This is a genomic window from Rhizobium sp. LC145 (assembly GCF_001005825.1).
Taxonomy (GTDB): Bacteria; Pseudomonadota; Alphaproteobacteria; order Rhizobiales; family Rhizobiaceae; genus Neorhizobium.
The window spans coordinates 350,689-365,143 of the sequence record NZ_LBHV01000001.1 but is presented as its reverse complement, the minus strand read 5'-3'; the positions used below and the strand labels follow the sequence as shown (position 1 = coordinate 365,143).

The 14,455-nt window shown below is 62.2% G+C and carries 17 protein-coding genes; 8 read left to right on the top strand and 9 right to left on the bottom strand.

The window, feature by feature from the left end:
- Positions 1-22: 22 nt before the first annotated feature.
- From YH62_RS01830 to YH62_RS01820, 3 genes are all read right to left on the bottom strand, one after another.
- Positions 23-487 (bottom strand): cupin domain-containing protein, encoded by a 465-nt coding sequence (locus tag YH62_RS01830; protein ID WP_046792437.1) that lies wholly within the window; start codon positions 485-487, stop codon positions 23-25.
- Positions 488-553: 66 nt separating this feature from the next.
- Positions 554-1,141: a hypothetical protein gene (locus tag YH62_RS01825; RefSeq protein WP_046792436.1), complete on the bottom strand. Its 588-nt coding sequence runs from the start codon at positions 1,139-1,141 to the stop codon at positions 554-556.
- Between the two features lie 2 nt (positions 1,142-1,143).
- Positions 1,144-1,530 (bottom strand): acyl-CoA thioesterase, encoded by a 387-nt coding sequence (locus tag YH62_RS01820; protein ID WP_046792435.1) that lies wholly within the window; start codon positions 1,528-1,530, stop codon positions 1,144-1,146.
- 260 nt (positions 1,531-1,790) lie between these two features.
- On the opposite strand from YH62_RS01820, the gene YH62_RS01815 reads away from it, so the two are divergent.
- The 7 genes from YH62_RS01815 to YH62_RS01785 all read left to right on the top strand — a co-directional run bounded on the left by YH62_RS01815 (position 1,791) and on the right by YH62_RS01785 (position 9,208).
- Entirely contained in the window at positions 1,791-2,198 is a 408-nt protein-coding gene (locus YH62_RS01815; protein WP_046792434.1) for a lysozyme inhibitor LprI family protein, read from the top strand.
- 224 nt (positions 2,199-2,422) lie between these two features.
- Complete coding sequence (locus tag YH62_RS01810) at positions 2,423-4,255, top strand: methyl-accepting chemotaxis protein (RefSeq protein ID WP_046792433.1); 1,833 nt, start codon at positions 2,423-2,425, stop codon at positions 4,253-4,255.
- Positions 4,256-4,452: 197 nt separating this feature from the next.
- On the top strand, positions 4,453-5,820 hold the full coding sequence (locus YH62_RS01805; RefSeq protein WP_046792432.1) for an extensin family protein: 1,368 nt from the start codon (positions 4,453-4,455) through the stop codon (positions 5,818-5,820).
- Between the two features lie 9 nt (positions 5,821-5,829).
- Positions 5,830-6,168, top strand: a complete 339-nt coding sequence (locus YH62_RS01800; protein ID WP_046792431.1) for an MmcQ/YjbR family DNA-binding protein — start codon at positions 5,830-5,832, stop codon at positions 6,166-6,168.
- A 418-nt stretch (positions 6,169-6,586) separates the two neighbouring features.
- The gene (locus YH62_RS01795; RefSeq protein WP_046792430.1) at positions 6,587-7,408 is read left to right on the top strand and encodes a sulfite exporter TauE/SafE family protein; all 822 of its coding nucleotides are present in this window, start codon (positions 6,587-6,589) and stop codon (positions 7,406-7,408) included.
- Between the two features lie 115 nt (positions 7,409-7,523).
- Positions 7,524-8,450 (top strand): ABC transporter ATP-binding protein, encoded by a 927-nt coding sequence (locus YH62_RS01790; protein ID WP_046792429.1) that lies wholly within the window; start codon positions 7,524-7,526, stop codon positions 8,448-8,450.
- Positions 8,447-9,208: an ABC transporter permease gene (locus YH62_RS01785; protein WP_046792428.1), complete on the top strand. Its 762-nt coding sequence runs from the start codon at positions 8,447-8,449 to the stop codon at positions 9,206-9,208. The genes YH62_RS01790 and YH62_RS01785 overlap by 4 nt, the downstream gene beginning before the upstream one ends.
- A 68-nt stretch (positions 9,209-9,276) precedes the next feature.
- On the opposite strand, the gene YH62_RS01780 is transcribed toward YH62_RS01785, so the two are convergent.
- From YH62_RS01780 to YH62_RS01765, 4 genes are all read right to left on the bottom strand, one after another.
- Positions 9,277-10,887, bottom strand: a complete 1,611-nt coding sequence (locus YH62_RS01780; RefSeq protein WP_046792427.1) for a lytic polysaccharide monooxygenase — start codon at positions 10,885-10,887, stop codon at positions 9,277-9,279.
- Between the two features lie 156 nt (positions 10,888-11,043).
- On the bottom strand, positions 11,044-11,745 hold the full coding sequence (locus YH62_RS01775; RefSeq protein ID WP_046792426.1) for a TIGR02281 family clan AA aspartic protease: 702 nt from the start codon (positions 11,743-11,745) through the stop codon (positions 11,044-11,046).
- A complete protein-coding gene (locus tag YH62_RS01770) occupies positions 11,742-11,975 on the bottom strand; it encodes a DUF1289 domain-containing protein (RefSeq protein WP_046792994.1) in 234 nt (77 codons plus the stop codon). Before YH62_RS01770 ends, YH62_RS01775 begins: the two co-directional genes overlap by 4 nt.
- Positions 11,976-11,994: 19 nt before the next feature.
- Entirely contained in the window at positions 11,995-12,780 is a 786-nt protein-coding gene (locus YH62_RS01765; protein WP_046792993.1) for an adenosylcobinamide-GDP ribazoletransferase, read from the bottom strand.
- Positions 12,781-12,876: 96 nt separating this feature from the next.
- Between YH62_RS01765 and cobT the strand changes: the two genes are divergently transcribed.
- Positions 12,877-13,893 carry a nicotinate-nucleotide--dimethylbenzimidazole phosphoribosyltransferase gene (gene cobT, locus YH62_RS01760; RefSeq protein WP_046792425.1) on the top strand — a complete coding sequence of 339 codons (1,017 nt, stop codon included), beginning with the start codon at positions 12,877-12,879 and terminating at the stop codon, positions 13,891-13,893.
- An 18-nt stretch (positions 13,894-13,911) separates the two neighbouring features.
- On the opposite strand, the gene YH62_RS01755 is transcribed toward cobT, so the two are convergent.
- Positions 13,912-14,217, bottom strand: coding sequence for a type II toxin-antitoxin system RelE/ParE family toxin (locus YH62_RS01755; RefSeq protein WP_046792424.1), 306 nt, complete (start codon positions 14,215-14,217; stop codon positions 13,912-13,914).
- The gene (locus YH62_RS01750; protein ID WP_046792423.1) at positions 14,214-14,441 is read right to left on the bottom strand and encodes a hypothetical protein; all 228 of its coding nucleotides are present in this window, start codon (positions 14,439-14,441) and stop codon (positions 14,214-14,216) included. The genes YH62_RS01755 and YH62_RS01750 overlap by 4 nt, the downstream gene beginning before the upstream one ends.
- Between the last annotated feature and the right edge of the window lie 14 nt (positions 14,442-14,455).

Genomic DNA, 14,455 nt, shown 5'->3' with positions numbered 1-14,455 from the left:
CGCAGCCTGATGGCCTTTTTAGTCAACCTTGAGCGGGCCAGCCGGGCAGCAGGGTGATGCCGTACTTCAAGGAAGCCTTCTGAAGGCGGTCGATCTCCTCGGGCGTCGGCGGCCCGGCCGTTTCGCCCTGCCGCAATTCGCGGCCGGCTTCCTTCAGGAATTTATCGAAAAGCGCCGGCGTATCGATGAGGATATAGCGTGCCGGCCGGCCGCTCGTGTTCATCAGTTGATGCGGCACCCCGCGCTCGAGGAAAAGGCTTTGCCCGGCGGTCAAACGGCGTGCCTTGCCGTCGACCACGGCGGTCAGTTCGCCCTCGATGATATAGACGGTTTCATCGTCTCCCGCGTGGACGTGGATGGGCGTCTTCGTGTTTCCGCAGCTCGTATTTTCGAGGAGGCAGAACTGGCCGTTAGTCTGTTCGCCGGACAGCAGGAGCTTCATGGTGACGCCGGCCAGAACGAACTCCTGTCCTTCCATGCTGCTCATTGCGACTACCCCTGTTCGAATGTCGGATAACCTTAATTCCGCAGGGCGTTCAGCCGTTCCTCGGCCTCACGTCAAAATATCGTAGATCCGCCAGATCCAGTAGAATTGGTAGGCGAGCGCGAAGACGACGAAGGCGGCGTGATAGCGCCGGCTGGCGGTATAGGCGGCGATCAGGGCGAGCACGATGTAGAGCCCGGTGCGCAGCGGATATTCCCAGCCGAGCGAGGCGAAATAGCTCCGTCCTTTCAGGATCGTATCCAGAATATCGGTTGCCAAGAGGCCGGCGAAGAGGCCGAAAAACCATTTCCTCCGGGAGAAGAAATAGTGCTCGTAGCCGTCGTAATCCTTCATGGAGGTGGGGAAGAGCAGGGCGCAGAGGAAGAAGAAGAGCGAGCAGAACAGGATCAGGAACAGGAAGGCCCCGAAGCCGATGACCGGGGCTTCGTGCAGCCGGTATTCCCACCACCAGAAATGCACCAGGAACAGCATCATGAAGGCGACCCAGCCGAGATGGGTGAGGTAGAGCCGCGCTTCCTTCGGATGCTGCACGATGCCGGCAAGGCCGTTCAGCAGGCGCGCGATGCTGAGGCTGACCACCATGCCCATGACGATGCGGATATGGGGGAATGTTTCCGCGGCGGGGATCGGGTCCATGACTATTCCTCCGGTGGCACGGGCACCGGCCGGCCGTCTTCGTCGAGCGCGACCATGACGAATGTGGCGGCGGTCACCTTTTCGAGAATGCGGTAGCGGGCGCGATGCGCCCAGGCCTCCACCTGGAGGGTGATCGACGAGCGGCCGACACGGGTGATCTCGGTATAGACGTTCAGCGTATCGCCGATCTTGACCGGAAGCTGGAAAGCCATCTCCTTGACGGCGGCGGTCACCACGCGACCGCGGGCGCGCTCGGCGGCGCGGATGCCGCTTGCAAGGTCCATCTGCGCCATGACCCAGCCACCGAAGATATCGCCCGCGGCATTGGCATCGGCGGGCATTGCGAGCGTGCGCAAGGTGAGTTCGCCGGTGGGCTTGGTCTCGGTCATCCTGTACTCCTGCAAATGAAAGCCGACGATTCCGGCCAGGGAGAGACTAGCCTGCGTCGGCGGTTTTGATCCAGAGCGTTGTGGCCGCGTGGAGGCTGCTCGCGCCCGGTGTGCCGCTCTGGGGTAGAACAGCGATGGGTTGTTAACGCTTACATTAGAATTCGATAACTTTGATCGTAACCCGGAAAATTACCTGTAACATGGGAGTAGGCGCGGTTGATCGCCCTGCAGTTGAGTTCATTTGAAGGAGAGGAAGGCCGATGAGAGTTTCACTGCTGACGACCGCCATGGTTTTGGCGACCTCGACTTTTGCCTTTGCGGAGCAAAATTGCGGCGATCTGACCAATCAAACGGACATGAATATCTGCGCCGGGAAGGCATATGAGAAATCGGATGCCGAGCTGAACAAGCTCTATCGGGAAATCGAGGGGCGCCTGAAAGACGATGCCGATACCAAAAAACTGCTGGTATCGGCTCAGAAGGCCTGGGTCGCGTTCCGCGACGCCGAATGCAATTTCTCAAGCTCCCCAGTCGCCGGCGGCACCGCCTATCCGCTGATTTCCAGCATGTGCCTCGACAACCTGACCAAGGTCCGCATCGAAAGCTTCCAATATTATCTGAAATGCCCGGAGGGCGACATGAGCTGCCCGGTTCCAGCGGCAAATTGATACTTGACCGAGCTGAAATAGCGGCAGCGTGAGCGTATCACTCTTGCCGAGCGCGGCAGCGTTCACGCGAGCGGATGCGCTTGTTCGCGGCTTCATTCCCCTTGCTCCATTCCCTTGCTCCATTCCCTTGCTCTATTCCTCCGGCCGCGGACGGAGCCGCTTTCATGACCTGGTAAGGTTCCTCCATTAGAATTTGCGGTAATTTGCAAGGGAGGGGGAATTCCATGCAGCGTCTTACCATTTCCTGGCGGCTATGCTGCCTTGTACTGCTTTCGCTCGCCATATTGTGCGGGGCGATGGCCTTCAGCCTATTCCAGAGCTACCGTTCCTCCGAAGTGGAGCGAAAGGCGGGGCTGGCGCAGATGAACGATGCCGCGCTGACGGTGCTTGCCAAATACCACAAGCTCGAAGCCTCCGGCGCCATGAGCCGGGAGGATGCCCAGGCCGCCGCCAAGGATATCGTCGCCACCATGCGCTACGGCAACGGCACGGGCTATTTCTGGATCAACGACATGGCCCCGACAATGGTCATGCATCCGATCAAGCCGGAAATGAACGGCGGCGACCTTTCCGACGACAAGGACCCGAACGGCAAGTTCCTGTTCGTGGAATTCGTGAAAACCGTGAAGGCCGAGGGCAAGGGTTTCGTCGATTACTATTGGCCGAAGCCGGGCGCCGAGGAGCCGGTGGAGAAATTCTCGCATGTCGCCGGTTTCGAGCCCTGGGGCTGGATCGTCGGCACCGGCGTCTACGTGGACGACCTGCATGCCATGTTCTGGCGCGACGCCATGCGCTTCGCCTCGATCTGCGGCATCGGAATGCTGGTTCTGCTTGCCGGCGCCTATGTGGTGGTGCGCAGCGTCACCGGGCCGATCGGCAAGGTGAAGGGCGTGCTACAGGCGATCGCCGGCGGGGAGGCGGGCGTGACGGTTCCCTGCACCGACCAGAGAAACGAGATCGGCGAGATGGCCCGGGCGCTGGTGGTGCTGCGCGACAGCGTCGAGGAACGCGCCGCGCTGCAGGCCCGCGAGAGCCAGCAGCAGCGGGCGATCGCCGCCGAACGCGCCGGAAACGAGCGGACGCTGACGGCCGCTGGTGAGCGGCAGACGCGCGCCATGAACGAGCTCGGCCGCGCGCTCGAAAGCCTTGCGGGCGGCGATCTTTCCGTCTCGCTCGGCGATATCGGCCCGGAATACGAAAAGCTGCGGGAAGACTTCAACACGGCTGTCGGCGCGCTGCATGACGCGATCGCCGCAATCGCCGAGACGGGCCATGTGGTGCGCGAAAGTGCGGCCGACATCAGCGAGGCGACGGGCAATCTTTCCCGCCGGACCGAGCAGCAGGCAGCCGCGCTCGAGGAGACGGCCGCGGCGCTGGACGAGATCACCGCCACCGTGCGCACCGCTTCCGAACGGGCGCATGAGGCGCGCGGCATGGTGGGCAACACCAAGGAGAGCGCCGGCCGTTCGGGCGAGATCGTCCGCGACGCGATCGAGGCCATGGGGCGCATAGAGGACTCCTCCAACCGCATCAGCCAGATCATCTCGGTGATCGACGAGATCGCCTTCCAGACCAACCTTCTGGCGCTGAACGCAGGCGTGGAGGCCGCGCGCGCCGGCGAGGCCGGCCGTGGTTTTGCGGTGGTCGCCCAGGAAGTGCGCGAGCTTGCCCAGCGCTCGGCCAATGCCGCCAAGGAGATCAAGGCGCTGATCGGCAATTCCGCCCGCGAGGTGAATGGCGGCGTGACGCTCGTGCGCTCTACGGGCGAGGCGCTGGTCGAGATCGCCGAACTGGTGGAGCGGGTGAACGCGCATGTGGAGACGATCGCCACCGCCGCGCGCGAGCAGGCGACCGGGCTGCAGGAGATCAACACATCCGTCAACCAGATGGACCAGATGACCCAGCAGAACGCGGCGATGGTGGAGGAAACCACGGCGGCGAGCCAGACGCTCGCCGAACGGAGCCTTTACCTGCAAAGCCTGCTTTCGGCCTTCAAGCTCGGCGGCGCCCGAGGCACCGCGACCCATGAGGCAGGCTCGCGCGCCCGCGCCGCCTGATCCCGACCCGCAAATTTCGACAGCCCGCCGGCGACAGGCTCGCCGGCGGGCTGTTTCTTTTCGGGAAAATGGCGCGGAAAGGGCGGGAAAATGGCGCATGGGCCATGAAAAAGTCTTGTTTTCTCAAGGCTTCCTTTACCCGCCATGGCTAACGTTCCGTTCAGACGTCCGAATGCGGAACAAGAGTGGCAACTGGTATGGCGTATGCTTCCCCTGTCCGGCGGGCGATTGCCTCGCTGCTGATCTCGACGATGCTGGCTGCCTGTTCCGCCGAGGGGCTGGTGCCGCCAGCGCCGATTGACGGCGCGACCCGCGTGGGCGCGATCTCCCCGAGGGGAATGCCGCCGCGCGAGCCGATGTCCCACCAGGCCTATCATGTGCCGCCGGCGCCCGTTTCCCAGACGAGCGGCGCCATCGACTATCTCGACACGCCCGGTCCGGCCGGCGGCTATTCCGCCGCGCCGCCCTCCAGCGTTCAATCCGCTCCGCTCCAGCAGCCGGCTCCGCCGCCGGCGACAGCCGGACGCCTGCCGAAGATCGACAGCGACGAGGCGATGGCGCAAACTTCGGTGGCGGCGAGCGGGCCGATGAGCATCCCGGACGAGGGCGTCAACATGGACGCCCAGTTCGGCTTCGAGGAGAACGCGGCCGACAGCGAGGTCGTGGGCCTGGCCGAGGAACAGGATAGCATGATCGCGGAAGGCAACAGCGATCAGCCGGTTGTGGACGGCATCGGCACCGACAATCCGGTGGCGGTGGGGCAGGGACGGCCGCGAGCGCCCGCAACCGCGCAACCGATCTCCGACGACGTCGTGGTGGTGCCGCCGAAGCGCCAGGGGGCGGGCTTGCAGGGCGCGCCTTCCGGTCAGCCCATGGTCTGGGGAGACCAATCGCCCGTCGTCCCGCCGAGCCGCGCGCCGGCAGAGCCGCAGCAGGAAGTGGCGATGCTGATGCGGCCGGAAAACCCGGCCGCCGAGCCCGAGCGCCCGAGGGTGCGCGAGGTCATGCCGGCTTCCGAAGTGAGCTGCCGCGCCGAGCTTAGGCGCATCGGCGTCGAATTCCGGGATATTCCGCGGATTTCGAACGGCCCGAGCTGCGGCATCGACTTCCCGGTTCTGGTGAGCGGCTTTTCGGGCGGCATCGACCTGAAGCCCGCCACCAAGCTCAACTGCCAGACGACGCTCGCCTTCGCCAAATGGGTGAAACACGAGCTCGCCCCATCCTCGCGCTACCGCTACCTTTCCGGCGTGAAGACCATCGAATCCATGGGCGGTTACTCTTGCCGGCGCATGAACAACAGCCGCCAGAGGTATAATCCGATGTCGGAGCACGCCCGCGGGAACGCGATCGATGTGGGCAAGTTCGTGCTGAAGAACGGCAAGCGGATCGACGTGCGCAAGAAGGGCTTGTTTGCCTTCCGCGAAAAGGGCCTGCTGAAGGCGGTGCGCAACGACAGCTGCAAGTATTTCAACACGGTTCTCGGACCGGGCAGCAATGCCGAGCACTGGAACCACTTCCATTTCGACCTGCGCTCGCGCAAGGCGGGGCGTCGATACTGCGATTGAGGAGCGGCGATGGCGACTGCGGCGACCCTGCGTAAACTGGCCCTATCGCTGGAAGGGACCGCCGAGACGCCGCATTTCGACCGCGCCGCCTTCCGCGTCGTGCGGATCTACGTGACGCTCGCTCCGGACGAATTGACCGCCAATTTCAAGTTCACGCCGGATGAGCAGGAACTCAAATGCCTGACCGCGCCCGAGGCTTTCTCGCCCGTGCCGAATGCCTGGGGGCGGCAAGGTTGGACCACGGCAATTCTTTCAGAATTGGAAGAGGGGGAGCTTGCGGCCGCCCTCGAAACGGCATGGCGGCACGCGCTGCCGAAGCCGAAAAGCGGAAGCCGAAGAACGCGGTAGCATGAAAAGAAAAAGCCGGCACGAGGGGCCGGCTAAGGGGCGGAAGCGGGGACGCGCGGGGAGGTCGTTGCTTCCGAAGACGTGAGCTCAGCACTTATGGTCAATATTTGCCTGGCAAGCGGAAATGAGAAAACGCCAACAACTTGGTCATCACGGTCGCGCATGTGAGGGGTGCGTGCGGCGTGGGAGCACGACCGTTGCTTGCCACGCGGGAACAATGCTGTAAGAACGTCACGGAAAAATGACAGCGGTTGTGGGAGAGTCCCGGTTTGTTGGCAAACCTCCCGGCATACGCAACGTCATCCTCGGGACAAGTCCGAGGATGACGAAAGAGACGTTCCCGCCCCTTCGTCAGTAATCTGGGCAGTTGAAAACTGCGCCGTTCTTTCCCTTGTCCGCATCCCGCCGGAGTGACTTCATGCCGCCGATGACCGAAGTGATCATGTTCGCTCTGGCGCTGGCGGCTGCAGGCGTGGTGGCGGGCCTGCTCGCCGGGCTTTTCGGGATCGGCGGCGGCGCAATCCTGGTTCCCGTCTTCTATCATGTCTTCGGGCTTCTGGGCGTGCCGGAGGAAGTGCGCATGCATCTCGCGCTCGGCACCTCGCTCGCCATCATCGTGCCGACCTCGATACGCTCCTTCATGGCGCACAGGCAAAAGGGCGCGGTGGATATCGAACTGCTGAAGGGCTGGGTGATCGCCGTGCCGCTCGGCACGCTGATCGCCGCGGGAATAGCGGCGGAGGCATCCAGCGTGGCGCTGAGGCTGATCTTCGCGGCGATCGCGCTGGCTCTGGCGCTGCGGATGATCTTCAACCGCTCCACCTGGCACCTCGGCAGCGACCTGCCGGGAAATCCGGTGAAGTTCCTCGTCGGCACCGGGATCGGTATTCTCTCCGGGCTGATGGGCATCGGCGGCGGGGTGCTCAACAACACGTTCATGACCCTCTACGGCCGCTCGATCCATCAGGCGGTCGCGACGTCTTCGGGCGTCGGCGTGCTCATTTCGCTGCCGGGACTGGCGGGCTATGTCTGGGCCGGCTGGGGCGTGCCTGGCCTGCCGCCGTTCTCGACCGGCTACATCAACTGGCTCGCCGTGCTGCTGCTGATCCCGATCACGCTCTATGTGGCGCCCTATGGCGCGCGGCTGGCGCATGCGATGACGAAGCGGCAGCTCGAAATGGGATTCGGCTTCTTCCTCGTCTTCGTTTCGTTCCAGTTCTTCCTGACGACCGTTTTCTGACCGGATTGGTCACTAAAAGCGAACGCAATATTCTTCTCTTGGGGATGGTTTCGAAACTTGCCGTGCCTATATTGGCCGCGAATTCCGCAAATCGATTCCACAAAGAACCGTCCTCATGGCAACCATCGTTTCCGTCCAGAATCTCGCCAAGACCTATGGCAACGGCTTTCAGGCACTCAATGGGGTGAGCCTCGATATCCGCGAGGGCGAGATCCTGGCGCTGCTCGGGCCGAACGGCGCCGGCAAGACGACCCTGATCTCCATTATCTGCGGCCTGGTGAACCCCACCTCGGGCAAGGTGCTGGTCGGCGGGCACGACGTGGTGCGCGATTTTCGCAAGACGCGAGCGCTGATCGGCCTCGTGCCGCAGGAACTGACGACCGACCAGTTCGAAACCGTCTGGAACACGGTGAACTTTTCGCGCGGCGTCTACGGCAAGAAGCCCGATCCGGCGCTGATCGAAAGCATCCTCAAGGAACTCTCGCTGTGGAACAAGCGCGACAACATGCTGCGCGAGCTTTCCGGCGGCATGAAGCGGCGCGTGCTGATCGCCAAGGCGCTGTCCCACGAGCCGAAGATACTCTTTCTGGATGAGCCGACCGCCGGCGTGGATGTGACGTTGAGGCGCGAGATGTGGCAGGTGGTGGAAAAGCTCCGGGCAACCGGCGTCACCATCATCCTGACGACGCACTACATCGAGGAGGCGGAGGAAATCGCCGATCGGGTGGGCGTCATCAACGGCGGCGAGCTGCTTCTGGTGGAGAACAAGACCACGCTGATGCGCAAGCTCGGGCGCAAGCAGCTTCGCCTCGAACTTTCCGAGCCGCTGCCTGCGCTGCCTGACAGCCTCACCCCCTATAACCTGGCGCTTTCGGACGACGGCACCGCGCTGATCCACGAATATCAGGAGGAGGAAGGCGAGGTCAGCATCGCTTCCTTGCTTTCGATGCTCTCGGCGGAAAACATCCATTTCCGCGATCTCTCGACCCGGCAGAGCTCGCTCGAGGATATCTTCGTTTCGCTGGTGGGAGAAAAGGCATGAATTTCGAGGCTATCAAATCGATCTATGCCTTCGAGATGGCCCGCATGCGCCGCACGCTCCTGCAGAGCGTGGTGTCGCCGGTCATCACCACATCGCTCTATTTTATCGTGTTCGGAACGGCGATCGGTTCGCGAATCCAGGCGATTGAGGGCGTTTCCTACGGTTCCTTCATAACGCCGGGACTGATCATGCTGACTTTGCTGACGCAATGCGTCGGCAACGGTTCGATCGGCATCTATTTTCCGAAATTCACCGGCACGATCTACGAGATACTCTCCGCACCGGTCGCGATGACCGAAATCTTGATCGGCTACGTGGGGGCGGCAGCCACCAAGGGGCTGATCATCGGATTGATCATTCTGGCGACCGCCTCCTTCTTCGTCGACATCTCGATCGCCCATCCGTTCATGATGGCGCTCTTCCTGGTGCTGACGGCGATCACTTTCAGCCTGTTCGGCTTCATCATCGGCATATGGGCGAAGAATTTCGAGCAACTCAACATCGTGCCGATGCTGGTCGTGCCGCCGCTGACCTTCCTCGGAGGCAGCTTCTATTCGATCGACATGCTGCCGCCATTCTGGCAGGCGGTGAGCCACTTCAATCCGGTTCTCTATCTCGTCAGCGGCTTCCGCTGGAGCTTCTACGAGATCGCCGACGTCAATCCGCTCGTCAGCCTCGGCATGATCGGGCTCTTCCTGCTGATCTGCCTCTCGGTGCTCGGCTGGATATTCCGGACGGGATATAGGCTGAGGAGCTAGAAATGATGGCAAGCGCTCATGTATGAGCGCTTGCCTGTTTCGTACGACAACTCAGTTATCGGGCAGCTTCAACGGCGTGCTGGCGGCGTATATCGCTCCCAAGGTTGCTGCTCAGGATTGGGCGCCATGTCCGGGCCACCAGGAGTATAGGCGGGCACATTTTGCTTGCACCAGGCCCCCTGCGGGAACGGCTTGCACTTCCACAGATTGCCGTCGACGCCGAGAACCACCGTTTTGCCCCACTCATAGTTCTCGATACCATCCGGCCAGACGTAGTTATAGCCGCCGCCGTTGGACGGGTTCACGGTTACTGTCACCGTATCCGTGCTTGCAGCACCCTTGTCATCCGTCACCCGCAGCATGAAGATCAGCTCTTTTCTCTCGGTGACCGACGGGATCGTCACGGCTGTCGTAGCGGCGTTCGGGTTGTCGATGACAACACCCTCCAGGGTATTATGCAGGTGCCAATGATATGCCAGAGGGTCTCCATCAGGATCGCTGGAGCCCGTGCCGTTCAGGGTGATTGTCGTCGGGCCGACCACAGCCGTATCCTGACCGGCATCGGCAAGTGGAGGCAGGTTGCTGTTTCCATCTTCGATGGAGATTGCAAAACTGTCCTCCTCGCTTGCCACATAGACCTTGTTCTCATAGGGAAGCTGATCGTTGTACTCGATCGCGTCACCTTGCCTGATACCGACGCGAAGCTGGCTTCCGTAGCCCTGGTTGAGTTTATCGGCGAGCTGTTTTGCCCATATGCTTGGTTTCTGGTTGGCGGCGGTAATATCTAGATAGACATCGACTTTTTCGCTGTACAGCGGTGCACTGAAAAGCCGGAAGCGGAGGCGCTCGCCCGGTTGCGGATCGAGACCCCGAGAAATGAAATAGCCTTTGTCAAATGAAGGAGGTTCAGAATCCTCGGCTATCAGATTGATATCCGCGCAGCTATAAAACCCCTCGCTTTCGAACCAGGTGTCGCCGTAGCGCTGCCATCGCACGTAAAGAATAGCCTTTCCTGTCCGTCCGTCCGGCACCGTCACATCAAACTTGAAACGCTTGCTCTCTTCATCATAGGGGGTGTCGCCGACTTCCGTGATGAGGTCGAGATCATCCCACTTCAGGCGCTGACTGAAATCATAGCCAGGTTTGGTCAGAAAGACTTGCCAATAGCTGGGCCGATGGGGAGCCGGGGAGCCATCAAAAACAAGCTCGAAGTTTCCATTTTTCGTAATAATGTCCGTTACATGCCATGCGTTTGACGGTTCGTTGACGCCGTCTTTGCGATTGGAATTGCGATTGCGATAGCGGTCTGCAATTGGATAACCCTGGTCTGCAATTGGATAACCCTTATGAGGGGCCGCCTTGCGCGTCGTACCCACGGTGCCGGAGCAAAGTTGACCGTCGGCAATCTCCTTTTTCACCGTATCGAGATCGCCAGGCGGTTTCGTGTGATGTGCATATTCATGCCATTGCGTGAAAGGGTATTCCCCGCCAATTACTTTCATTTTGCGGCAGGCTTCGTTGGCGGGAAGATTGTCGCCACCCCAGTCGTTCTGCAGGAAGCACCATTTCTGGCGGGCCGGCGGAAATTCTAGCGCGCCATGGGCAAATGCAGGCGTGATTGTTTGCTGCCCGCCGAGCACAATGAGCCCGGCGGTCATAAGACCGTTCATCCATTTCATGATCGCATCTCCTGTTTGCCGTAGCGGAAAATACTGACGAATAATACGGCGATGCAATCTTTACGATTGTTGATTAAGAAATGCAATTAAAAATGGAAATTTGGGAGCCAAAACCACCCCCTGCAACCGCTGAGTGAGCGTATCGGCGAAGTCCGGTTAATCCCGCAATCTCAGCTCGTCCGTCTGCATCTGCAGCGAGCCGAGCGTGGCGAGGAAGGTCATGCCGAGGAGGCTCTGGTCCAGCCGGCCATCTTCCGCAACCATGGCCCGGACGTTGCGGCGGACGATCGGGCCGATCGCGATTTCGTCGATATTGACAGGTGCCGCGCTTGCCCTTCCGTTCGCGGTCAGGACGGTCAAGGTGTAGCGAAGGTCGTCGGGATGGAGGCCGATGCGGGCGGCGTCCTCATAGGTGAGTACGACGGCGCTGGCGCCGGTATCCACCAGCATGGGAAGCGTTTCGCCATCCACCGATACATTCGCCTGGAAATGCCCGCCCATGGTCTTGTGGATGATGACCTCGTTGCCGCCCTCGCTGGTGACGACCACGGCGCTGCCCGGCACGAGCCCGGCATACATGCGCGCCGCAAAGCCGCGGGCGTCGTCGCGATAGAGATAGGCGGCGACGAGCGCCAGGATGATCAGGAGCCAGATGGCGATATAGCGGAGAGACTGGCTCAAGCCCCCGCGGCGGCCGGCGAGAATGCCCGCGCCGAGAAGGCCGGCGATCGGCAGCAGATAGATGAAGCGGCCGAACTCGTCGTTGGAAAGGCCGAGCGTCTGGCCGCTGTCATGGTTGAAGACGAGGAAGGCAAGCCCGATGCCGAGCACCAGAAGGACGAAGGTCAGACCGTTCATACGCTGTCGCGCTCCTTTGTCAGCCCTCGGGCTAGCCGTCGGCGGCGCGTTTCGCGGCGCGGCCGCCGTTCCACGGTTTCGAGCCGTGCCGGAAGCAGCGCCATGAGTTCGCGCCGCTTCTCATCCGTGTAATCCATCCAGCTTGCGATCTCGTCGCGCGTGCGGCCGCAGCCGAAGCAGTAGCCGGTCTTGTCATCGATGGAGCAGACGAGGATGCAGGGCGAAATCATGTTGAAATATATCGTGGTTTCATGCCGCAAGAGCAAGGGCTGCAAGCGTCGCGATCTCGGCGATCTGCTGCGTCGCGCCGATCGTATCGCCGGTATGGCCGCCGAGCTTGCGGGCGACGAAACGGGTGAAGCCGAAACCGGCGAGGCCGGCGACGACCAGGGCGGTGAGAATTTCGGAAAAGCCGAAAGCGGGCAGCAGAACGACGATGGCGAGGGCAGCGCCGATGGCGAGCGCGACATTGCGGATGGATACGTCAGGCATTCCGGCGGACGCGGCAACGCCTGCGGCGCGGGCAGAGGGCAAGGCGCTCCAATGGCCAACCATGACGGCGCGGCTGAGGGCGGCGGCGGCAAGCAGCGCCAGAGCGCCGGCGCACGCTTCCTCGCTCCGGCCGAGCGAGGCGAGCGCTGCGGCGCGCAATCCGAAGGAGAGGATGAGCGCCACCACGCCATAGCTGCCGGTGCGGCTATCCTTCATGATCGTCAGCGCGTGCTCCGCATCACGTCCGCCGCCGAGCCCGTCGGCGGCATCGGCAAGCCCATCCTCGTGCAGTGCGCCGGTCAGGAGCGTCATGAGGCCAAGCGCGATCAGCGCGGCCAGCAGCGGATCGGCGTCCGAGCGCAGCAGCAGGTACAGGACAAGCGCCGGACCCAGCCCCAGCAGGAGACCGGCCGCGGGAAAGGCGCGCACGGCCCGCGCCATCGAACCGTCATGGCCCTGGAAAAAGCGGTCCGGCACGGGCAGGCGGCTGAGGAAGCCGACCGAACGGGCGAGGTCATCGATGAAATCCGTCGCGTTTGGCAGTTGTCCCTCCGTGCTTGCCCGATTATGAACGACGCAACAAAATCCTGATTTGCCGGCAAACACAAGCTGCCCGGCCAAGCCGAGAGAGACATTTGAATGAGCGTGAGCGGCCTGCCTTTCGATGATTTCCGTCACCTGATCCAGAACCTGCCGGGCCCGGATGCGCGGGCGCTGGTGGCGGCGCGCGAGAGGGACGGTCAACTCACCAAGCCGCCGGGTTCGCTCGGCCGGCTGGAAGAGATCGCCTATTGGCTTGCCGCCTGGAGCGGCAGGTCGCCGGCCGTCACCCGGCCGCTGGTGGCGATCTTCGCGGGCAATCACGGCGTGACGAAGCACGGCATCACGCCCTATCCGTCCTCGGTGACCCAGCAGATGGTGGAGAATTTCGCGGCCGGCGGAGCGGCGATCAACCAGATCTGCGTGACCCATGATCTCGGCCTGAAGATCTTCGACCTGGCGCTCGACTATCCGACTGGCGACATTACCAGCGAGGCGGCGCTTTCCGAGCGCGACTGCGCGGCGACCATGGCCTTCGGCATGGAGGCGATCGCCGGCGGCACCGATCTTCTCTGCATCGGCGAGATGGGGATCGGCAATACGACGGTCGCGGCGGCGATCAACCTAGCGCTTTACGGCGGCGAGGCGGAGGACTGGGTGGGGCCGGGCACCGGCTCGCACGGCGAGCTTCTGGAGCGCAAGATCGCGGCGGTGAAGGCGGCGGTGGAGTTCCACAAGGACCACCTTTCCGACCCGCTGGAGGTGCTGCGGCGCTTGGGCGGCCGTGAGATCGCGGCGATCGCCGGCGCCATCCTCGCGGCGCGCATGGAGAAGATCCCCGTCCTGCTCGACGGCTATGTGGTGACGGCGGCGGCCTCGATCCTGAAGGCCGCCAACCCGGCTGCCATCGACCACTGCCTGATCGGCCATGTCTCCGGGGAGCCGGGCCATCTGCACGCCATCGAGAAACTCGGCAAGACGCCGCTTCTGGCGCTCGGCATGCGGCTCGGCGAGGGGACGGGCGCAGCACTCGCGGCCGGCATCGTCAAGGCCGCCGCCGCCTGCCATTCGGGCATGGCGACGTTCGAACAGGCTGGCGTGAGCAACAAGGGGTGAGCAGGCGGATGCGTCAATTCAGTCGAGGCGAGTTTGAGTATCCGGCATCGAGGAAGGATCCCTAGCAGCATGCCTTATCCCGATAATGACGACTTCGCCGTCACCCGGTTCGTAGAAGATTATGTAGGGATATGGTGACGCGACTATTCTGCGCATCGGTTTCGAGCTTGCCGGCTGACCGCTATATGGATGTTCGGATAGAAGCTTGACGACGGCTTCTATCCGATTGCTGATGCGGCCGGCACCTTGCGGGGAATGTTCCGCAATCCCGGCGAGTACGTCATCAAGCTCGATCAGGGCCTCCGGCGTGTAGCGAATTTTCACGAGCGGTATTTCGTCCACACAGCTTCAACTTGCTCTTCAGTCGCGAACTCGCGGCGGGCGGCTTGAGCACGGGATTTGGCAAAGGATGCCTCTTCCTCGGGAGTGAGCTCATAGACAGGTTCGTCATTGCCCGCGAGCGTAAGGACAACGCGGGCGATGTCATCCTGCATTTCCGGCGGCAGGGCCTTGGCTGCCTCGATGGCCTTGTCGAGCAATTTGGTCATGCGCTCAGTATGCC